The sequence below is a fragment of the Rudaea sp. 3F27F6 genome, assembly GCF_005503555.1.
In the GTDB taxonomy this organism is placed as follows: Bacteria; Pseudomonadota; Gammaproteobacteria; order Xanthomonadales; family Rhodanobacteraceae; genus Rudaea.
Genome location: NZ_SCNG01000006.1, coordinates 177152 through 195015 on the forward strand (window position 1 = coordinate 177152; position 17864 = coordinate 195015).

Here is a 17864-nt window from a genome sequence, read left to right on the forward strand (position 1 = left end):
AGATTGCTTGCTGCGCTGCATCGCGGCGAGGATCGAATCTGCGCTCGCGTTGACCGTGCATCGAACGCATGCGTAAAATTCGCAAAGCAATCCGGGGATTATCATGGCCGACCTGAAAGCGAAATTCGAAAAAGCCGGTGAAGACGTCAAGCTGCTCAAGGAGCGGCCGGACAACGACACTCTGCTCAAGCTCTACGCGCTGTACAAGCAGGGTTCCGAAGGCGACGTCTCCGGACCGAAGCCGGGCTTCTTCGATTTTGTCGGCACCGCCAAGTACGAAGCCTGGGCCAAGCTCAAGGGCACCAAGGCCGACGAAGCGCAGCAGAAATATATCGATCTCGTGAAAAAGCTCGGCAGCTGAGCCGCCCGCGGCGCACATGGCCCGCGAGACGAAGGATCGCATCCTTGAGATCAGCCTCGCGATGTTCAATGCGCAGGGCGAGCCCAACGTCACCACGAACCACATCGCCGACGAGCTGGAAATCAGCCCCGGCAATCTGTACTACCACTTCCGCAACAAGGAAAACATCGTCGAGCACATCTTTGCGCGCTTCGAGGCGCGCATGGATCAGGCCCTGCTCGTGCCCGACGACCGCCTGCCGAATCTCGAAGACGTGTGGCTACAGCTGCACATGGTGTTCGAGTGCATGTGGGACTACCGTTTTCTCTACCGCGACCTGGTCGACATCCTTTCGCGCAACCGCAAGCTGCGCACGCACTTCGCGCGCATCCTCGCGCGCGCCGGCGCGAGCACGCGTGACGTGCTCGCCGGGCTGGCCCAGGCCGGCATCGTGCGCGCGACCGCGGACGAAATTCGCGCGACCGCCGAAAACGTCCTGCTGGTGACGACGTTCTGGCTCAACTTCAATGCCGTACGTTCGAGCGGCGACCTGCACAAGATCGCGCCGAGTCAGGAAGACCTGACCCACGGCATCTACCAGGTGATGCTGCTGATCGCGCCGTTCCTGCGCGACGCCGAGCGCGTGCATCTCAATACGCTGGCCCAGGCCTACCGGCGTTGATGCCGGACGGCGCGGCGGCCGCCTCGGCTCCCCCTCACTTCTACCCCTCGACCGCGACATTTCGCTGCGCAACGAAATGCCGTATCGCACGCTTGCCTACGATCGCCGCTCTCCTTCACCGAGCGAGCATCGTTCATGTACGCACTTTTGTTGAGCAGCCTGTTTTCCGCGGCGGCGATCGCCGCGCCTACAATCAAAACCGTCGAACTGCCGGTGAACGGCTCGGCGGAACACGTCGCCCTAAATTGCGTCGCGCCGGCGCAACGCACGGACAAGGCGCTGTTGTTCGTGCACGGCGCAACCTTTCCCACGCGACTCGCGTTCGGATTTGAATTCAGCCCGGGCGACTCATGGCTGCATTTCGTCGCCAAGCAAGGCTATCTTGCCTGCGGCGTGGACTTCCGCGGATTCGGCACATCGAGCCGGCCGGCGCCGATGCGTGCTGCGGCCGGCGCGGCGGCACCACAGGAACGCGCGAACGATGCTGCAGACGACATCGCCGCCGCCATGCAGTACCTGCGAACGAAGCAAAACATCACCGCGATCCATCTGGTCGCGCATTCCTGGGGCACGATTCCGGCAGCGACCTACGCGTCGCGGCGGCCCCCAGGGCTCAAGTCACTGACGCTGTTCGGTCCGGTCGTCCCGGACGGCTCGCCCGGACCGCACGAAGAGGTCAAAGGCGCCTGGTTCTTTCTCACCGCGCCGCAGCGTCTCGAAGGTCTGCGCTTCAAATCGGTGCTCCCGCCCGGCAAGGTTTTGCTCGAACCGCAGATGGAAACGCGCTGGGCAGCCGAGTTCGCAGCATCCGCAGTGCACGAAGCGGGCGACGCACCGGGGCAGATGCGCATTCCGAACGGGCCCAATGCCGATATCGCCGATGCCGAGGCCGGGCGTTACCCTTACGAGCAGAAAGCGATCGACGTTCCGCTGTTCGTGGTGTACGGAAACTACGACACGGTCGTCAACGATGCGCAGGCATCGCAGTTTCTCGCGAAGTTCACCGGCACCGCGTTCAAGTGGCGACTACGCATCGACGACGGCACCCACGTCATGCATCTGGAACATCAGCGGCGATCGTTGTATGAAAGCGTCGCCGCCTTTGTCCGCACCGTGTCGGAACGACAGCCTTGAACGACGACGAACCCGATCTGAAGCTGTCGAAACTCGCCGCGGCGATCGCCGAGCCCGCGCGCAGCCGCATGCTCTGCAGCCTGCTCGACGGCAGCGCGCGCACCGCGACCGAGCTGGCAGTCACCGCGCAGGTCGGAGCCTCGACGGCCAGCGTGCATCTGGCGCGACTGCTGCAGGCAGGTTTATTGCAGGTCGTCGCCCAGTCGCGCCATCGCTACTATCGGCTGGCCGGCGAAGACGTCGCACGTTCGCTGGAGGCGCTGCTCGTCCTCGCCGACGCCTCGCCGCGGCGCCTCGTCCGCCGCGTGCCGACGGAGCTCGTGCCGGCGCGCACCTGCTACGACCATGTAGCGGGGCGACTCGGCGTGGCCTGGCACGACCGCCTCCTTGCGCTCGGCTGGCTGGAACGCAGCGACAGCGACAATGCCTACGTGCTCAGCGCGCGCGGAGAGCACGGCGCAGCGAAGTACGGACTCGACTTGTCTCTTCCGCAGCGCCGCCACCTCGCCTACGCGTGCATGGACTGGAGCGAGCGCCGCGCGCATTTCGGCGGCAGGCTCGGCGCAGCGCTATTGCAACTGGGCCTGCGCCGCCAGTGGCTGCGCAGGCGCATGGACAGCCGCGCCCTGATCGTCACGGCCAAAGGCCGGCGCGAGCTGGAAGCGCACTTCGGCGTTGTGCATCAGGCGGACTGAGCGCACCGCACCCGACGGTTGTGTTCAGAATGCCGGCAGCACCGCACCGTGGTATTTCTTCGCGATGAAGTCCTTCACTTCGGCGCTGGTCAGCGCCGCGGCGAGTTTCTTCACCGCCGGCGCATCGCGGTTGTCCGGCCGGCCGACGAGAAAGTTCACGTAGGGCGACTTGCCGTCTTCGATCGCGAGCGCGTCCTTGGTCGGATTGAGTTTGGCGTCGAGCGCGTAGTTGGTGTTGATCACGGCGAGATCGATCTGATTGAGCACGCGCGGCAGCATCGCGCCTTCGAGTTCCTTGAACTTGAGATGTTTCGGATTCGTCGCGACATCGCGCAGACTCGAAACCGGGTTGTTTGGGTCTTTCAGCGTGATCAACCCGGCCTTCTGCAGCAGAAGCAGCGCGCGACCGCCGTTGCTCGCTTCGTTCGGGATCGCCACGCTGGCGCCGTCCGGCAACTCAGCCAGCGACTTGTACTTGGTCGAGTAGGCGCCGAGCGGCTCGATATGCACGCCGATGATGCGCACGAGGCTGGTGCCTCTGCCCTTGTTGAACTCGTCGAGGTACGGACCGGTCTCGAAGTAACTCACGTCGATGCGCTTCTCCGCCACCTGCACGTTCGGCTGCACGTAGTCGGTGAATACCTTGATCGAAATATCGACGCCGTTGGCGGCGAGCTTGGGCTTGATGAATTCGAGGATCTCGGCGTGCGGAATCGCAGTCGCGGCGACGGTGAGTTTCTCCGCAGCGTAAATCGGCAGCGCGGCGAAGGCGGCAAGGAGGAGAATCAGGCGTTTCATGGGACGGATCACAAAAAAGAGGTAATCGCCTATTCTCCGCCGATTATGCCGGCGCCGCGATGACCCGGCGGCACAAGCATATGCCGACGCCGCCTATTCCTGCGTCAGCCGCGGTTTAGCGTCGGCTCGCACGCGCCACGAGCCAGTCGCCGAACGACTGCAATGCCTGCACGAGCACGAGCAGCAGCACAACGGTGACGACCATCACGTCGGTCTGGAAGCGTTGATAGCCGAAGCGCATGGCGAGGTCGCCGAGGCCGCCCGCACCGACGACGCCGGCCATCGCCGTGTAGCCGACCAGGGCAACTGCCGTGACCGTGATGCCGGCGAGTATGCCCGCGCGCGCCTCGGGCAGCAGCACGCCGAGCACGATCTGCCGCGTCGTCGCGCCCATCGCCTGGCTCGCCTCGATCACGCCGCGGTCGACCCCGCGCAGCGCCGTCTCCACGAGGCGCGCAAAGAACGGCGCGGCGCCGGCGACCAAAGGCGGAATCGCACCGGCGACGCCGAGCGAAGTGCCTACGAGCAGCAGCGTCAGCGGAATCATCACGATCAGCAGGATGATGAAAGGCAGCGAACGCAGCACGTTGACGAGAAACGACAAAGCCATGTTCACACCGCGCTGTTCGAGCAACTGCCCGCGCCCGGTCAGGAACAGCAGCACGCCGAGCGGCAGGCCGAGGATCACGCTGAACAGCAACGAGCCGCCGAGCATCAGCAAGGTGTCGACGCCGGCCGCGCCGATCTCGGCCCAGTCGATGTTGGCGAAAAATCCGTCCATCAGCCGATTTCCTCGACGACGGCACCGCCTTCGCGCAAACCGCGCAGCGCGGCATCGACGTCGCCGCCGCTCAGTGCCAGCGTGAGTTGCGCGTACGCCGTGTCCTTGATCTTGTCGACACGTCCGCCGATCAGGCCAAAGTCGACCTGGGTACCGCGCGCGATGCGGGCGAGCAGCGGCGCATGCACCGAATCGCCGCGCAACGTGACGCGGATGCGCTTCGCCGCCGCGACCGATTCGCCGGCGTCGTTCAGCACATCCTCGTGTTCGTATTCCTGGACGAAGCGGCGCGTCGTCGCATGCTGCGGATGCAGGAACACGTCGGCGACCTTGCCCACTTCGACCGGCCGTCCCGCATCGAGCACGGCGACGCGGTCGCAGATGCGCCGGATCACGTCCATCTCGTGCGTGATCAGCACGACGGTCAGGCCGAACTCGCGGTGGATCTCGCCGATCAGGCGCAGCACCGAAGCCGTGGTCTCCGGATCGAGCGCGCTCGTCGCTTCGTCGCAGAGCAAAATCGACGGCTCGCAAGCCAGTGCGCGCGCGATGCCGACGCGCTGCTTCTGTCCGCCGGAAAGCTGCGCCGGATAGTGATTCGCATGCCCACCGAGGCCGACGCGCTCGAGCAGTCCGGCGACGCGCCGTTCGACCGCGGCGCGGTCGGCATCGCCGGCGAGGCGCAGCGGAAACGCGACATTCTGCGCCACTGTTTTCGAGGCGAGCAGGTTGAAATGCTGGAAGATCATGCCGATGCCGCGGCGCTTCTCGCGCAGCGCGGCCCCGTCCAGCGCGGCCATATCGATGCCGTCGATCAGCACGCTGCCGCCACTCGGGCGTTCAAGGCCGTTGATCAGGCGCAGCAGGGTCGACTTGCCCGCGCCCGAGCGGCCGATGATGCCGAACACCTCGCCGGTTTCGATGCGCAGGTCGAGCGGATGCAGCGCGACCACCTCGCGCCCGTCGACGCGATAGCTCTTGTGGATGTTCTGGAAATGAATCAAGCGAGCGGCCCGTGACGAATCGCCGCGACCTTAGCCGGGCGCGGCCGCGGCCGCAAGAACCGCGTGCGCGTAAACGAAAGCGGCCGCACGCGGCGGCCGTTTTCGTGCAGTCGAAACAAGCTCAGGCTATTTCGCCGCCTTGTTGAGCCGGCGGCTCAGCGCCGCGATCTGGCGACTCAGGTCATCGATCTCGCGCTTGGTCGGAATGCCGAAGTAGTTCAACGCGCGACCGAAACCGGTTTCCACGGCCTGGGCATAGCTGCCGAACTGCTTTTCGATGCGCTCCACGATCGCGACGACGCCGGTCGCCTGCGCGCGCGCATCGGCCACGCTCTCTTGCGCAAACTGCGCCGTGCGCGTGACGAGTTCCTGGCCTTCTTCGGCGAAACGGCCGAACCATTGGCCGCCGTGTTTGCGTGTCAGCGAAAACGCGCCGAGTCCGGCAAGCCATACGCGGCGCACCTGCTCCGCCGGAGTATTCGCAAGCTCGATCTTGACGTTCTTGGTCTTCTTGCCAGCCATGCCGCTACCTCGTTTTTGGGGAGTGACGAGGAAGCTAGCGGGCGGGACTAGAACATTCACACTAACCTGCGGCGTCACTCAATCGCCGTTCTCGGCAGACGCGAAGACAGTTCGCGAATGAGCAGCTTGGCTTCCGCCTCTTCAAGTGATTGCCCCATTCTCACAGTTTGCGCGCCGTAGTCGAAAACGATGGGACCGATTTGCGGTCCGAAGAACGGCGGGAAAAATTTTTGCTGACTGGTGAAGGGATTCGCCGATGAGTCGCTCGTTCGCAGCGACCTCACTTCGGATGCGCGATACGTAAAGGTGCGACCGAAACTCATTATTTCGATGCGACGAGACAATTCGGAAAGATTGGCTGTAATGATCTCGCGGCCGACAAACTGCCAAAGCACGGTGATTGCCGCCCAGGCTCCTCCCAAAGTCCAGAAGGCAAGCCAAAATGAGAGAAACGCCATTGGCGTTTTTTCATTCGGATTCGTCAGCTCACGTAAAACCGTGATCTCGCCGAACGCCCAGCCGCCCATCCACACGATGAGAAACAAGATTGCGAACCAGTTTCGCTGAGCCGGGATCACGGCACGGAATCCGTCGGAAGTATTTTCAATCTGAAATCGGGCAGCCTGCGGTTCGACGAGCATGGACAAGAACTCAATAGGTCACAAGGATCAGCGCAACTTGATCTGATTGCTCTCGTACTTGCGATCGTAAGCACGCAATTCATCGCGGATATGCGCGATGCGCTGGCGGCCGAGCACGCTGCGCTCCTCGTCGAGCACATTAGCGCCGAGCAGTTCGGCCATGCGCTGCGCGGTCGGCAGCAGCGCGTCCCAGCCGTCGAGTGCGGTCACCGGGCCCGGCAGGGCCATGAAAAAGGTGACGCCAGGCGACTGCAGCGTGTCGATCTCGCGCATGTCGAAGCTGCCGGGCTTGATCATATTGGCCATGCTGAAGATCGGGCCGGCTTCGGGGCGGCCGGCGACGAGGCGGTGGAAGATACCCTTGTCGCCGAAGACGAGGCCGGCTTTCTCCGCGGCGACGATCAGGCTGGCGCCGTGGATGGTTTCTCCGGGGCGCGCGGCGACATGCAGGGTGACGATGCGTTCGACCGCCTGCGTGTCCGGACGCACGCCGGGCAGCGGACCCTTGCGCACCGGCGGCGCCGGCGTCGGTGCGCTGGCGCGCCCGGCCGAGATCGTCGCGCCGAGTTTGTCGAGTTCGTCCTGGATGCCAACGTCGAGTTCGCCCTGCGGCGGCACGGCGTCCGGATCGGGCATTTCGCCGAAAGACGGCTCGACGCGTTCGCCGCCTTCGCTCTGGAACAGCTTGCGCTTGCCCTGCCCCGGTCTGCGCGGGCGGCCGAAGAAATAGATCAGTGCGAGGATGGCAACGCCGGCGACGGCGAGGATGATGCGCAGCTGGGTTGGGTCCATCTTCCGGCAACTCCGATCGGTTTTGTACGGCTTTGGCGCGGTGGTTTCCGCGCGGGCGGCAGAGCCGGGTAAAAGTACACCGGCCGAAATGAACTAGGCCGCACCGGCCAGCTTCGCCGCCTCGGCCAAGTCTACTTGAACCAGGCGCGACACGCCCGGCTCGCGCATGGTGACGCCGCAGAGTTGCTGGGCGACTTCCATCGTCGACTTGTTGTGGGTGACGAAGAGGAACTGCACGCTCTCGCTCATCTCGCGCACGAGGTTAGAGAAGCGGCCGACGTTGGCTTCGTCGAGCGGCGCGTCGACCTCATCGAGCAGGCAGAACGGCGCCGGATTGAGGCGGAAGATCGAGAACACCAGCGCGACCGCACTCATCGCCTTCTCGCCGCCGGACAGCAGGGAGATGCTGGTCACGCGCTTGCCGGGCGGCCGCGCCATGATCGCGACGCCGGCGTCGAGCACGTTATCGCCGGTCAGTTCCAGATACGCCTGGCCGCCGCCGAACAGGCGCGGGAACAGCTCCTGCAGGCCGGCATTGACGCGGTCGAACGTTTCCTTGAAGCGCTGGCGCGTCTCGGTGTCGATCTTGCGGATCGCCGACTCCAGCGTTTCCAGCGCGGTGTTGAGGTCGGTGAGCTGCGAATCGAGATAAGTCTTACGCTGCGACTGCTCCTCGTACTCGGAAATCGCGGCGAGGTTGACCGGTTCGAGGCGCTTGATCTTGCCGTCGAGCTCGGCGATGTCGCGCTGCCATTCGTCGGGATCGGCGCCTTGCGGCAGCGTCTCGACCAGCGCGGCGAACTCGTGGCCGGCGGCGACGATGGCGTCCTGCAACTGCTGCGCGCGCATCTTCAGGCCGTGCTCGGCGAGGCGCTTCTCCGACAGCGCTTCGCGCGCCTGCTGCAGCAGGTGCTCGATGCGGTGGCGTTCCTGCTCGTGGCCGCGGAACTCGTGGTCGCGTGCTTCCAGCGCCCGGCGCGCCTCGACGAGCTGCTTGTCGATCAGCAGGCGCTGGTCGAGATAGATCTGGCGCTCCGCTTCGAGATCGGCGAGCGGGGTCTGGCCCGATTCGAGCTGCTGCGCGATTTCCGTCTTGCGTGATTCAAGCTGGGCGAGCTGGCCGCTCATGCGCAGCAGGGCCTGTTCGAGCGCCGCGGCATTGGTGCGCTTGGATTCGATGTCGAGCGCAAGACGATGCGTCTGTTCCGAGGCTTCGCGCGCGTTCATGCGCGCTTCCTCGCGCGCTTCGAGCAGACGGCGGCGCTCGCCGTCGAGATGCTGGCGGCGCTGTTCCTGATCACCCATGCGCGACACCGCTTCTTCAAGGCGTGCGCGCGCTTCGCGCGTGGTGGTTTCGTCGCCGGCGAGCTTGGTTTCGAGTTCGTCGATTTCGCCGTCGACGCGGGCGATGCGCGCCTGTGCGGTTTCGAGCTTGCCGCGGTGGCTCTGCAAGGCGCCGGCGAGTTCGGCAATGCGGCGATGGGCAACGTAGAGCTCGCGCTGTGCGTCGTCGCGCGAGCGTTCGGCATCGGCGCGCTGCGTCTTGATGTCTTCGAGGCGGCCACCGAGCGCGGCGATGCGTTCCTCGAAGACGGCGACCTGTTCCTTGAGCGCGTGGATTTCCTTCTCGCGTGCGATCACGCCCGCCTGCGCGTCGCCGCGGCGGCGCACGCGCGCGAAGCCCGCGCCGAGCCATTCGCCGGCCGGGGTGATCACCGATTCGTGCGATGCAAGGCTGCCGGCGCGCGCGCGCGCGGCGTCGGCCGAGTCGGCCGTGTGGATGTTCTCGAGGATGTGCAGCGCTGCCGCCGGCCCGCGCACGTGCGCGGCCAGCGTGCCCGCGCGCGCGCCGTCGCCGGGCGCCGACGCGACCAGGGCGATGTCGGACTTCCTCGCCTGCGCGAGTTCGCCGAGATAGTCCAGCGGCGCGTCGACGAGGACGCCGTCGAACAGGCCCGAAAGCACAGTTTCGACCGCGGTTTCCCAGCCCGAATCGACGTCAAGCGCCTCGCCGAGGCGCGGTGCCTTGTCGAGGCCGAGGCGTTCCAGCCATTCGTGCGCGGGCGATTTCTCCTGGCCGAGCGCGGCGTGCTGCAGCGCTTCGAGCGAGGCCAGGCGGCCGCGCATCGACTGCAGTTGCGTGCGCGCGTCGTTCAGGCCGGCAACGGCCTGGTGTTCTTCACCGGCAAGGTCTTCGTGGCGAGCTTTGCGCTCGTCGAGCAGCGCGGTGAAGGTTTCGACCTTCTCCTTGTGTTCGTCGTGGTCGGCGGCGAGCTTCTCGGCCGCTTCGCTCAGCGAGGCGAAATCGGCGGCCTGTTTTTCCGCGCGCAGCGCTTCGAGGCGGCGGCCGGTTTCCATCGACTGCCGGTCGAGATAATCCAGACGCGTGCGCTCGACCTCGGCAGCCTGGCCCGAGTCGGCGCTGGCCTTGGAGTGCTCGTCCCATTGCGACTGCCATTCGGCGAGCGCGAATTCGGCGGCCTGCTGCGTCTCCGTGGTCTGCTCGGCTGCGTCGCGCAGCGCTTCGAGTTTCGGCTCGCCGTCGAGCAAGGCGGCGCGCAAGGTCTCGATCTGCTCGCGGTCGGCGGCGATGTGCTCGCCGAGTTCGGCATGCGCGGTTTCGGTTTCGACGCGCGCGCGCTCCAGCCGTTCGCCGAGTTCTTTGTTGTGCTGAATCTGCTGTTCGACGCGGGCGATATCGCCGCCGACGCGGTAGACCTCGCCCTGCACGCCGTTTAGGTGATCGGTCGCGCCCTGGTGAGTCTCGCGCAAGGTCTCCAACTGTGCTTCGACCTGACGCTGATCGGCGACCAGTTTCTCGATGCCGGTTTCGGCCTCACGCAGTGCGTCGCCATGGCCTTCGAGTTCGGTCGCGATCGCGCGGTAGTGCAGGCCGCGTAGTTCGGCTTCCTTCTTCGCCTGTTCGGTCTTCAGTTCCTGCCAGCGCGCCGCGGCCTTGGCCTGGCGGTTCAAGTGTTCGAGCTGCTTGTCGACTTCCTCACGCACGTCGTTGAGGCGGTCGAGGTTCTCGCGCGTCGCCTTGATGCGGCTTTCGGTTTCCTTGCGCCGCTCCTTGTACTTGGAAATACCCGCGGCTTCTTCGAGATGTCCGCGCAACTCGTCGGGGTGCGCGGAAATGATCTCCGAGATCATGCCCTGCTCGATGATCGAATAGCTGCGTGCACCGAGGCCGGTGCCGAGAAAAAGGTCGGTGATGTCGCGGCGGCGGCAGCGCGCGCCGTTGAGAAAATACTGCGACACGCCGTCGCGGCTGGCCACGCGCTTGACCGAAATTTCGTTGTACTTGGCGTACTCGCCGACGACGAGGCCGTCTGAATTGTCGAAGATCAGCTCAACCTGCGCCGCGCCGACCGGCTTGCGTCCCGTCGAACCCGAGAAGATCACGTCGGTCAATGCGTCGCCGCGCAGGCGGCTGGCCGCGCTTTCGCCCATGACCCAGCGGATCGCGTCGATGATGTTCGACTTGCCGCAGCCGTTCGGACCGACGATGCCGGTCATATTGGTGGGCAGATGCAGAACGGTCGGATCGACGAAGGATTTGAAACCGGACAGCTTGATCGTAGTTAGGCGCATCAGTTCTTCTTATTGAGAAGTGCGGCCGCGGATGGCCGCTTCTTGAATTTCGCGATCGGCGAGGATCGCACAGATTTCCATTCCGTTCCGTTCAGATGCGCCGCGCGAAGCAGACGACCCTCGCATTGTGCAGCGGGTAGGCTTGCGCTAAGGTGCGCGCCCTCGCAACATTCAGAAATATGCAGGAGTACCGGCCGTGTCCACCAAGCCAAGCAAAGCGCTCGAAACGTTTCCGAACCCCCAGCCGGGTCGCGATTATACCATTCGCATGCGCGTCCCCGAATTCACCTGCCTGTGTCCGATGACCGGCCAGCCGGATTTCGCCGAAATGCGCCTGGAATACGTGGCCGACAAGACCTGCGTCGAGCTGAAATCGCTCAAGCTCTATATCTGGAGCTTCCGCGACGAAGGCCATTTCCACGAAGACGTGACCAATCGCATCCTCGACGATCTGGTCAAGGCGACCAAGCCGCGCTATATGCGCCTGACCGCCGAATTCGGCGTGCGCGGCGGCATCTACACCACGGTCGTCGCGGAACACCGCAAGAAGGGCTGGAAGGCGCTGCCGAAAGTCGAACTCTGACGGGCGCCGCTCATCGTTCCGGAGCGCTCTTGGCGGGGCTCTCAACGGCCGTAGAACTGGTCGTCCAGCGTCTTTGATTCATCCGGCTGGAAGGCTCTGGACTCCCGGATTGCGGGAGCCACGAGACTTTTGCCGCCGGGCGCAATGCCGAATTGCGCCCCTCGCCGACTGTTCAGCCTTTGCTCGCCGGCGCCGGTTGTGCCGGCGCAGCGGGCGCAGCAGCAGGCTTCGCCATCGGCAGCGCACTGCCCGGCGGGTACTCGATCTTCGCCTGCTGCTTGAGCTTGGCCAGGCGCTCCTCGCCGATCTTCTTCTGCAGGCCGCGGCGGATATCGTCCTTGACCTTGTCGAAGTCCGGCGGCGTCAGCGGATTGATCGCCTCGAGCTGGAAGACATGCCAGCCGAACTGCGTCTTCACCGGCGTGCGCGAGAAATCGCCGACCTTCATCTGCGCCAGCGCCTGGCCGAGCTGCTCGGGCAACTGGTCCGCGCTGATGTGCGAGATCGCCTTGGCCTGCGCGGCCTTGCCCTTCCATTCCTCGTAGACCTGAGCGAAAGCCTTGCCGGCGACCAGTTCACCCGCGGCTTTGAGTGCGTCGTCTTCGTTCGTGAACAGGAGGTTGCCGAAGTCGTACTCGGACTTGCCGAGGCGCGCGACCTTCGCGTCGTACTCGGCCTTGAGCGCGGCATCGGTGATCGGCGTCTGCTGCTGCAGGCGGATCATGGTCTCGTTGGCGAGCGCGGACAGGCGCGCGACCTCGATGTTCGCGGCGAAGGCGGGATCGGCCAGCAGCTTGTCGCGCTGCGCCTGCTCGGCCAACAGCACGTAGTCGCTCAGCACGCGCAGGATCTCGGCGCGCTGGTCCGCATTGGTCATGTCGGCCTTGGGCGCCTTCACGCGCACGAAGGCGTCGACCAGTTCCTGCGGCACCGGCACGCCGTTGACGGTCTCGGCGACCGGCAGATTCGGCGCGAGCTGCACGACGCGTTGATCGGGCGCCGTGCCCGAACAAGCGGCGAGCGCGAGGCAAACGGAGGCGGTAAGAATTTTACGCATGGGGTTTTCCTTCCAATCGAATCCGGGATAAGGCGTCGCGAAGGCCGCGCCGCGCATTCGTAATGCGTGGGTCGTCAGGTCTCGTCGGGCGTCCGCGTTTCCAGCGCCAGGGCGTGGATATCGGTCTGCATCATCGTGCCGAGCGTCTCGTATACGCGCTGATGACGCCGGACCTGCGGCAGGCCGGCGAAAGCGGCGGCGACGATGCGCAGGCGGAAATGCCCGCGTCCGTCGCGCGCGCCCGCGTGGCCGGCATGCTTGTGGCTTTCGTCGACGATGTCGAGCGCGCTCGGATCGAGTCCGGCGACGAGCAGCTCGCGCATGCGCGCTATGCGCTGCGGGTTCAGCGCGGCGGCAGTCACGGCAGGGTCTTGCGGAACGGCCGCACGTCGACTTCGCGGTAGACGCCCGCGGCGACGAACGGATCGGCGTCGGCCCAGGCCTTGGCTGCGGCGAGATCGACGAACTCGGCGACGATCAGGCTGCCGCTGAAGCCGGCCGGGCCGGGGTCTTCACTGTCGATCGCCGGGAACGGGCCGGCCAGTAGCAGGCGGCCTGCGGCCTGCAATTCCTGCAGGCGCTGCAGGTGCGCGGGCCTGGCCGCAAGGCGCTTCTGCAGGCTGTCGGCATGATCCAAAGCGGTGATCGCGTACCACATCGGCATAGTCTCGTCGGCCGGAAAGCGGCGAATGATAACGCAACGGGCCGGCCGCGCGGTTCGGCGCGGGCTATGGACAGGCGCGGCCAATCCTCGTAATCTGTCGCCCAAGCGCTGGCCAGCCAGGCGCGCCGCGAGCCGCGGCGCCGAACAAGACCCGCCCGCGCAGTTCTCTTGAGAATCGCCTTCCGCGCACGCCCGATGCGAATCGGCCGATGCGGTCGGGACGCAAATCCGCGCATCCGCTCTGCCCGCAGCTCCACGCGTCGCCGCAGCGGTTGGCTGGTGTGTACTTTTTCAGTTTCTATACTTTGGCGTATGCACGACGCATTGTTATTCCGGGACCGCGCGACACGCGGCCGCCACGCATGATCGAACCCATCGCATGAACACCGAAAGCGCCGCCGTAACGGGCGACGCCGGCAGCGCCGGTGCGTTTCCGCAGATCCCGCAGCAGCAGGAGATGCCGCTCGCGATCGTGCGCGGCGAGCCGGTCCTGCAGATGCCGCAGGACCTGTACATCCCGCCCGATGCGCTGGAAGTCATCCTCGAAGCGTTCGAAGGACCGCTCGACCTGCTGCTCTACCTGATCCGCAGACAGAATCTCGACATCCTCGATATTCCGATCGCCGAGATCACGCGCCAGTACATCGACTACATCGAGCTGATGAAGGACCTGCGCCTCGAACTCGCGGCCGAGTACCTCGTCATGGCCGCGATCCTCGCCGAGATCAAATCGCGCCTGCTGCTGCCGCGGCCGCCGGCCGAGGAAGGCCTCGAAGACGATCCGCGCGCCGATCTGGTACGCCGTCTGCAGGAATACGAACGCTTCAAGAAAGCCGCCGAGGACATCGAGACGATGCCTCGCGCGGACCGCGACTTCTCGGTCGTGCATGCCCATGTGCCCGACAAGAGCGTGGTGCGCGTGCCGCCGCCGGTCGACATGCGCGAGCTACTGCTCGCGCTCAAGGACGTGCTGACTCGCGCCGAACTCAAGGGGCATCACGAAATCCGCCGCGAGGCTTTGTCCGTGCGCAACCGCATGAGCGACGTGCTCAATGCGCTCGGCGACGGCAGCTTCCACGGCTTCGCGAGCCTGTTCAATCCGGAAGAAGGCCGCATGGGCGTGGTCGTCACCTTCCTCGCCATGCTCGAGCTGGCCAAGGAACATCTGATCGAAATCATGCAGAGCGAACCGCTGGCGCCGATCTACCTGAAATCGTTGGCTACGTGAATTTATGCGCTCATCCTTGATCGCGTGGATCACGAAGCGGCCATCCTCGGCCGCACTTTTCAACAACCGCGCATTTCTATGATGGAATTTCCACAACTAAAACGCATCGTCGAAGCCGCCCTGCTCGCTTCGTCGGCGCCGCTGTCGCTGCCGCAACTGTTCACCCTGTTCGGCGAGGACGAGCAACCGAGCCACGACGATCTCGCCCGCGCCCTCGAAGAACTGGCGCGCGACAGCGAAGGCCGCGGCGTCGAACTCAAGGAAGTCGCCTCGGGCTTCCGCTATCAGGTTCGCGCCGAAGTGAATGGCTGGGTCTCGCGCCTGTGGACCGAGCGGCAGACGCGCTATTCGCGCGCGCAGCTCGAAACGCTGGCCCTGATCGCCTATCGCCAGCCGATCACCCGCGGCGAAATCGAAAATATCCGCGGCGTCGCCGTATCGAGCAATATCATCAAGACGCTCGAAGAGCGCGAGTGGATTCGCACCGTCGGCCACCGCGATGTACCCGGCAAGCCGGAGCTGTTCGGTACGACACGCGTGTTCCTCGACTACTTCAATCTGAAATCGCTCGACGAACTGCCGCCACTCGCCGAGATTCGCGATCTGTCGGATTTCGATCCGCAGCTCGGCCTCGCGCCGGTCGCGATCGACGAGGCCGGTTCCGGCGAAGACGGCGACAGCGCGGCCTTCGAAGCCGCGCCGGAGGCGGCAACCGAAGCACGCGCGGAGCCGCAGGCTGAAGCCGGCGGACCCGCCGCAGATGCGCCGACCGCAACCGCGCCGGCGGACGCCGCCGACGAACTGCCATCGGAACCGGTCACACAGACCACCGAACCGACCGAACACGAAACACACGCAACCGGCGTTTCGGACGCACAGCCCGAAACCCACGAAACCGGACCGGTCGAATCGACCGAATCCACTGAATTCCACCAAGAACACGGTCTCGCCGACGAAGGCGACGCCACGACCACGGACGCCGATACGGCGCCTGCCCCCTCGGAGCACACCCCATGAACGCGCCCACGCAGCGCAGCCTGCTTAGCCTCAAACGCCCGCAACCGGGCGACGCGCCGGACGGCGCACCGATCTTCGAAGACCGCCTGCACAAAGTGCTCGCCAATGCCGGCCTCGGCTCGCGACGCATGCTCGAACAGCGCATCCAGAGCGGCGAGATCCACGTCAATACCAAAGTCGCCGAGATCGGCTCGAGCGTACGCGCGGGCGACCGCGTCGAAATCGACAGCAAGATCTTCGTCGTCGTCAACGACACCGCCGAGCACGCGAAAGTGCTGATCTACAACAAGCCCGAAGGCGTCGTCGCCACGCGCGAAGACCCCGAAGGCCGACCGACGATCTTCGAGCAACTGCCGCAGATCAAGGGCGCGCGCTGGATTTCCGTCGGCCGCCTCGACATCAACACGACCGGCCTGCTCCTGCTCACGACCGACGGCGCGCTCGCGCATGCGCTGATGCACCCGTCCACCGAAGTCGAGCGCGAATACGTCTGCCGCGTGCACGGCGAAGTGCCCGACGAAGTGCTGGAGAAGCTGAAAGCCGGGGTCGAACTCGAAGACGGCGTCGCACGCTTCGACGAACTCGCAGTGATCAGCCGTGGCGACAGCCACTCCTGGTTCCGCGTCACTTTGCGTGAAGGCCGCAACCGCGAAGTGCGGCGCATGTGGGAATCGCAGGGCCTTATGGTCAGCCGGCTCAAGCGCATCCGCTACGGCAACATCGAACTGCCGCGCGGCCTGCTGCGCGGGCAAAGCGAAACCCTCGACGCCGACTCCGTGAAGGCGCTGCGCACCCTGGTCGGCGCGGGCGATCCCGAGCCGTCGCTGACCTTGCAGCCGGTGATCAATCAGCGCCGCGCGAAGCCGTCGAACGAGTACCGGCCGACGCCGCATTCGCAACAGGCCTGGAGCGCCGGCCATGCCGACGAGGCGCGCGAGCTGCGCGCGTTCGACCGCATCCGCGACGACGGCCCGTTCCGTCCCGGCGCCAAGCGCAACAACAATAACAACAAGCGCAAGGACGGCAAAGGCAACAAGAAACCACGCGCCGGCGGCCAAAGCATGGGCCAGCCGGGCGCGCGCGACAATCAGCAACGGCGCGGCAAGAACCGTGGCGCCGGCCAGACTCAGATCGGCGTCTACCAACCGCCCGCGCGCACCTGGTTCGCCGGCGACGAGCGTCCGCAGCGCGGCAATCGTCCGCGTCCAGGCGGCGGGCAAGGCCAGAACGCCGGCCGCGGCCCACGCAACAACAATAACAACAACAGCGGCGGCGGCGCGATGCATCAGAACCGCATGCCGTTCGGGCAGAACGAGGGCGGTGCGCAGCAGCGCTTCAAGCCACGGCGCGACAACCGTCCGCGCGGAAACTTCGCCGACAATACGCAGGGGCAACCGCATCCTTTCCGCCAGGACGAAGCGCTGCCGCGCGACGACATCGGCAACCGCCTGCATCCCGAAGGCCGCCGTGGCGGCGGCGGTGGCGGCGGACGTCGCCGCTAGACGCAACACGCAAGAAAAAAGCGGCCTTCGGGCCGCTTTTTTTGTCGGCGATCGACAAGCTATCGATCGCCAAGCCGGTATGGCCTTCCGTGGCCTCGTTCTGATCGAACTAATCCAGCTTCAGGGCTTTCTTGTCGCCTTCGCGGCGGCGCTGTTCTTTGCCGCGGTATTCGGCTTGGCAGCCGTCGCGCTTGACCATCACGCAATCGAGGTAGTCGGTGATCTCAACCAGGGCCGCGCGGATCGCCTTGCCGGCCGGGGTGTTCTCTTCGTGCGCGAGCGAGCCGCCGAAGCCGCCGCGGTACACACCGACGGAGAGGCCGCCGCCCTTGCTGCGGCCTTCGACCGTGCGCGAGTACGAAACTTCGCCGGTGGTGGTGTCGACCACGCGAATGTCGACGGCGAGATAGGCTTCGGTCGACTTGCCGCCGAGGCCGATGCCGCGGAAGTTCAGGCCGCCGCCGGTGCTCGAGGTGTTTTCCTCGTACGAGGTCACCGTGCCCATGACCAGGTATTGCGCGCCGGTCACCTTGCCGATCTTCGCGCCCGTGCCCGGCGCGATGCGGCCCGACGCCGCGAGATTCTGTTCTTCGAGCACGTTCTGCAGTTTGCTGCGCTCGACGACGCGGAAGTCGCCGCTCGACGACAGCTCGTTCGACAACATGCCCGAAAGCTCCCAACCCACCCCGCCGCGCCACCAGCCCGCGCCGGACTCGTTCTTGAACTCCGCAACGCCGACCGTCGGCCGGCCGTCACCTGCGGCGTATGCACTGCCCGCGCCGACGAGAGCCGTCAACGCCGTCGCCATGGCCAGAACGTATTTTTTCATT

General features: G+C 65.4%; 19 protein-coding genes. 8 read left to right on the forward strand and 11 right to left on the reverse strand.

Features of this window, described 5'->3' with window-relative positions:
- Window positions 1-103 precede the first annotated feature (103 nt).
- The 4 genes from FFS30_RS20545 to FFS30_RS20560 all read left to right on the forward strand — a co-directional run bounded on the left by FFS30_RS20545 (window position 104) and on the right by FFS30_RS20560 (window position 2851).
- Window positions 104-361: an acyl-CoA-binding protein gene (locus FFS30_RS20545; protein ID WP_137915066.1), complete on the forward strand. Its 258-nt coding sequence runs from the start codon at window positions 104-106 to the stop codon at window positions 359-361.
- 16 nt (window positions 362-377) lie between these two features.
- Complete coding sequence (locus FFS30_RS20550) at window positions 378-1022, forward strand: TetR/AcrR family transcriptional regulator (RefSeq protein WP_137915067.1); 645 nt, start codon at window positions 378-380, stop codon at window positions 1020-1022.
- A 135-nt stretch (window positions 1023-1157) separates the two neighbouring features.
- Complete coding sequence (locus tag FFS30_RS20555) at window positions 1158-2156, forward strand: alpha/beta fold hydrolase (protein ID WP_137915068.1); 999 nt, start codon at window positions 1158-1160, stop codon at window positions 2154-2156.
- Entirely contained in the window at window positions 2153-2851 is a 699-nt protein-coding gene (locus tag FFS30_RS20560) for a helix-turn-helix transcriptional regulator (protein ID WP_137915069.1), read from the forward strand. The genes FFS30_RS20555 and FFS30_RS20560 overlap by 4 nt, the downstream gene beginning before the upstream one ends.
- A gap of 24 nt (window positions 2852-2875) precedes the next feature.
- Here the strand turns inward: FFS30_RS20560 and FFS30_RS20565 are convergent, their stop codons facing one another.
- The 7 genes from FFS30_RS20565 to smc form a co-directional block, all read right to left on the reverse strand.
- Window positions 2876-3649, reverse strand: coding sequence for a MetQ/NlpA family ABC transporter substrate-binding protein (locus FFS30_RS20565; RefSeq protein WP_137915070.1), 774 nt, complete (start codon window positions 3647-3649; stop codon window positions 2876-2878).
- Between the two features lie 115 nt (window positions 3650-3764).
- On the reverse strand, window positions 3765-4430 hold the full coding sequence (locus tag FFS30_RS20570) for a methionine ABC transporter permease (RefSeq protein ID WP_137915071.1): 666 nt from the start codon (window positions 4428-4430) through the stop codon (window positions 3765-3767).
- Entirely contained in the window at window positions 4430-5434 is a 1005-nt protein-coding gene (locus tag FFS30_RS20575) for a methionine ABC transporter ATP-binding protein (protein WP_137915072.1), read from the reverse strand. Before FFS30_RS20575 ends, FFS30_RS20570 begins: the two co-directional genes overlap by 1 nt.
- A gap of 126 nt (window positions 5435-5560) precedes the next feature.
- Window positions 5561-5956 carry a phasin family protein gene (locus FFS30_RS20580; protein WP_137915073.1) on the reverse strand — a complete coding sequence of 132 codons (396 nt, stop codon included), beginning with the start codon at window positions 5954-5956 and terminating at the stop codon, window positions 5561-5563.
- Window positions 5957-6030: 74 nt separating this feature from the next.
- Complete coding sequence (locus FFS30_RS20585) at window positions 6031-6597, reverse strand: hypothetical protein (protein WP_137915074.1); 567 nt, start codon at window positions 6595-6597, stop codon at window positions 6031-6033.
- 27 nt (window positions 6598-6624) lie between these two features.
- A complete protein-coding gene (zipA, locus tag FFS30_RS20590) occupies window positions 6625-7389 on the reverse strand; it encodes a cell division protein ZipA (protein ID WP_137915075.1) in 765 nt (254 codons plus the stop codon).
- Between the two features lie 93 nt (window positions 7390-7482).
- Window positions 7483-10983 (reverse strand): chromosome segregation protein SMC, encoded by a 3501-nt coding sequence (gene smc, locus FFS30_RS20595; protein WP_137915076.1) that lies wholly within the window; start codon window positions 10981-10983, stop codon window positions 7483-7485.
- Between the two features lie 196 nt (window positions 10984-11179).
- Here smc and queF point away from each other — a divergent pair, with 196 nt between their 5' ends.
- Window positions 11180-11566, forward strand: a complete 387-nt coding sequence (gene queF, locus FFS30_RS20600; RefSeq protein WP_137915077.1) for a preQ(1) synthase — start codon at window positions 11180-11182, stop codon at window positions 11564-11566.
- A gap of 172 nt (window positions 11567-11738) precedes the next feature.
- Here queF and FFS30_RS20605 read toward each other — a convergent pair whose 3' ends face one another.
- The 3 genes from FFS30_RS20605 to FFS30_RS20615 all read right to left on the reverse strand — a co-directional run bounded on the left by FFS30_RS20605 (window position 11739) and on the right by FFS30_RS20615 (window position 13281).
- On the reverse strand, window positions 11739-12623 hold the full coding sequence (locus FFS30_RS20605; RefSeq protein WP_171014766.1) for a peptidylprolyl isomerase: 885 nt from the start codon (window positions 12621-12623) through the stop codon (window positions 11739-11741).
- Window positions 12624-12697: 74 nt separating this feature from the next.
- On the reverse strand, window positions 12698-12946 hold the full coding sequence (locus tag FFS30_RS20610; protein ID WP_137915217.1) for a BolA family protein: 249 nt from the start codon (window positions 12944-12946) through the stop codon (window positions 12698-12700).
- 35 nt (window positions 12947-12981) lie between these two features.
- On the reverse strand, window positions 12982-13281 hold the full coding sequence (locus FFS30_RS20615) for a YciI family protein (protein ID WP_137915079.1): 300 nt from the start codon (window positions 13279-13281) through the stop codon (window positions 12982-12984).
- A 385-nt stretch (window positions 13282-13666) separates the two neighbouring features.
- Between FFS30_RS20615 and FFS30_RS20620 the strand changes: the two genes are divergently transcribed.
- The 3 genes from FFS30_RS20620 (at window position 13667) to FFS30_RS20630 (ending at window position 17034) form a co-directional block, all read left to right on the forward strand.
- On the forward strand, window positions 13667-14515 hold the full coding sequence (locus FFS30_RS20620; protein ID WP_137915080.1) for a ScpA family protein: 849 nt from the start codon (window positions 13667-13669) through the stop codon (window positions 14513-14515).
- 81 nt (window positions 14516-14596) lie between these two features.
- Window positions 14597-15532, forward strand: a complete 936-nt coding sequence (gene scpB, locus FFS30_RS20625) for an SMC-Scp complex subunit ScpB (RefSeq protein ID WP_137915218.1) — start codon at window positions 14597-14599, stop codon at window positions 15530-15532.
- Window positions 15529-17034: a pseudouridine synthase gene (locus tag FFS30_RS20630; RefSeq protein WP_137915081.1), complete on the forward strand. Its 1506-nt coding sequence runs from the start codon at window positions 15529-15531 to the stop codon at window positions 17032-17034. The genes scpB and FFS30_RS20630 overlap by 4 nt, the downstream gene beginning before the upstream one ends.
- A gap of 109 nt (window positions 17035-17143) precedes the next feature.
- On the opposite strand, the gene FFS30_RS20635 is transcribed toward FFS30_RS20630, so the two are convergent.
- On the reverse strand, window positions 17144-17863 hold the full coding sequence (locus FFS30_RS20635; protein ID WP_137915082.1) for a CsgG/HfaB family protein: 720 nt from the start codon (window positions 17861-17863) through the stop codon (window positions 17144-17146).
- Window position 17864: the final 1 nt, after the last annotated feature.

What these genes read in the sequence shown, in the direction of transcription:
- FFS30_RS20545 (WP_137915066.1), top strand. Translation starts at nt 104, where the DNA reads ATGGCCGACCTGAAAGCGAAATTCGAAAAAGCCGGTGAAGACGTCAAG.
- FFS30_RS20550 (WP_137915067.1), top strand. Translation starts at nt 378, where the DNA reads ATGGCCCGCGAGACGAAGGATCGCATCCTTGAGATCAGCCTCGCGATG.
- FFS30_RS20555 (WP_137915068.1), top strand. Translation starts at nt 1,158, where the DNA reads ATGTACGCACTTTTGTTGAGCAGCCTGTTTTCCGCGGCGGCGATCGCC.
- FFS30_RS20565 (WP_137915070.1), bottom strand. Translation starts at nt 3,649, where the DNA reads ATGAAACGCCTGATTCTCCTCCTTGCCGCCTTCGCCGCGCTGCCGATT.
- FFS30_RS20570 (WP_137915071.1), bottom strand. Translation starts at nt 4,430, where the DNA reads ATGGACGGATTTTTCGCCAACATCGACTGGGCCGAGATCGGCGCGGCC.
- FFS30_RS20580 (WP_137915073.1), bottom strand. Translation starts at nt 5,956, where the DNA reads ATGGCTGGCAAGAAGACCAAGAACGTCAAGATCGAGCTTGCGAATACT.
- FFS30_RS20585 (WP_137915074.1), bottom strand. Translation starts at nt 6,597, where the DNA reads ATGCTCGTCGAACCGCAGGCTGCCCGATTTCAGATTGAAAATACTTCC.
- zipA (WP_137915075.1), bottom strand. Translation starts at nt 7,389, where the DNA reads ATGGACCCAACCCAGCTGCGCATCATCCTCGCCGTCGCCGGCGTTGCC.
- smc (WP_137915076.1), bottom strand. Translation starts at nt 10,983, where the DNA reads ATGCGCCTAACTACGATCAAGCTGTCCGGTTTCAAATCCTTCGTCGAT.
- FFS30_RS20605 (WP_171014766.1), bottom strand. Translation starts at nt 12,623, where the DNA reads ATGCGTAAAATTCTTACCGCCTCCGTTTGCCTCGCGCTCGCCGCTTGT.
- FFS30_RS20610 (WP_137915217.1), bottom strand. Translation starts at nt 12,946, where the DNA reads ATGCGCGAGCTGCTCGTCGCCGGACTCGATCCGAGCGCGCTCGACATC.
- FFS30_RS20615 (WP_137915079.1), bottom strand. Translation starts at nt 13,281, where the DNA reads ATGTGGTACGCGATCACCGCTTTGGATCATGCCGACAGCCTGCAGAAG.
- FFS30_RS20620 (WP_137915080.1), top strand. Translation starts at nt 13,667, where the DNA reads ATGAACACCGAAAGCGCCGCCGTAACGGGCGACGCCGGCAGCGCCGGT.
- scpB (WP_137915218.1), top strand. Translation starts at nt 14,597, where the DNA reads ATGGAATTTCCACAACTAAAACGCATCGTCGAAGCCGCCCTGCTCGCT.
- FFS30_RS20630 (WP_137915081.1), top strand. Translation starts at nt 15,529, where the DNA reads ATGAACGCGCCCACGCAGCGCAGCCTGCTTAGCCTCAAACGCCCGCAA.
- FFS30_RS20635 (WP_137915082.1), bottom strand. Translation starts at nt 17,863, where the DNA reads ATGAAAAAATACGTTCTGGCCATGGCGACGGCGTTGACGGCTCTCGTC.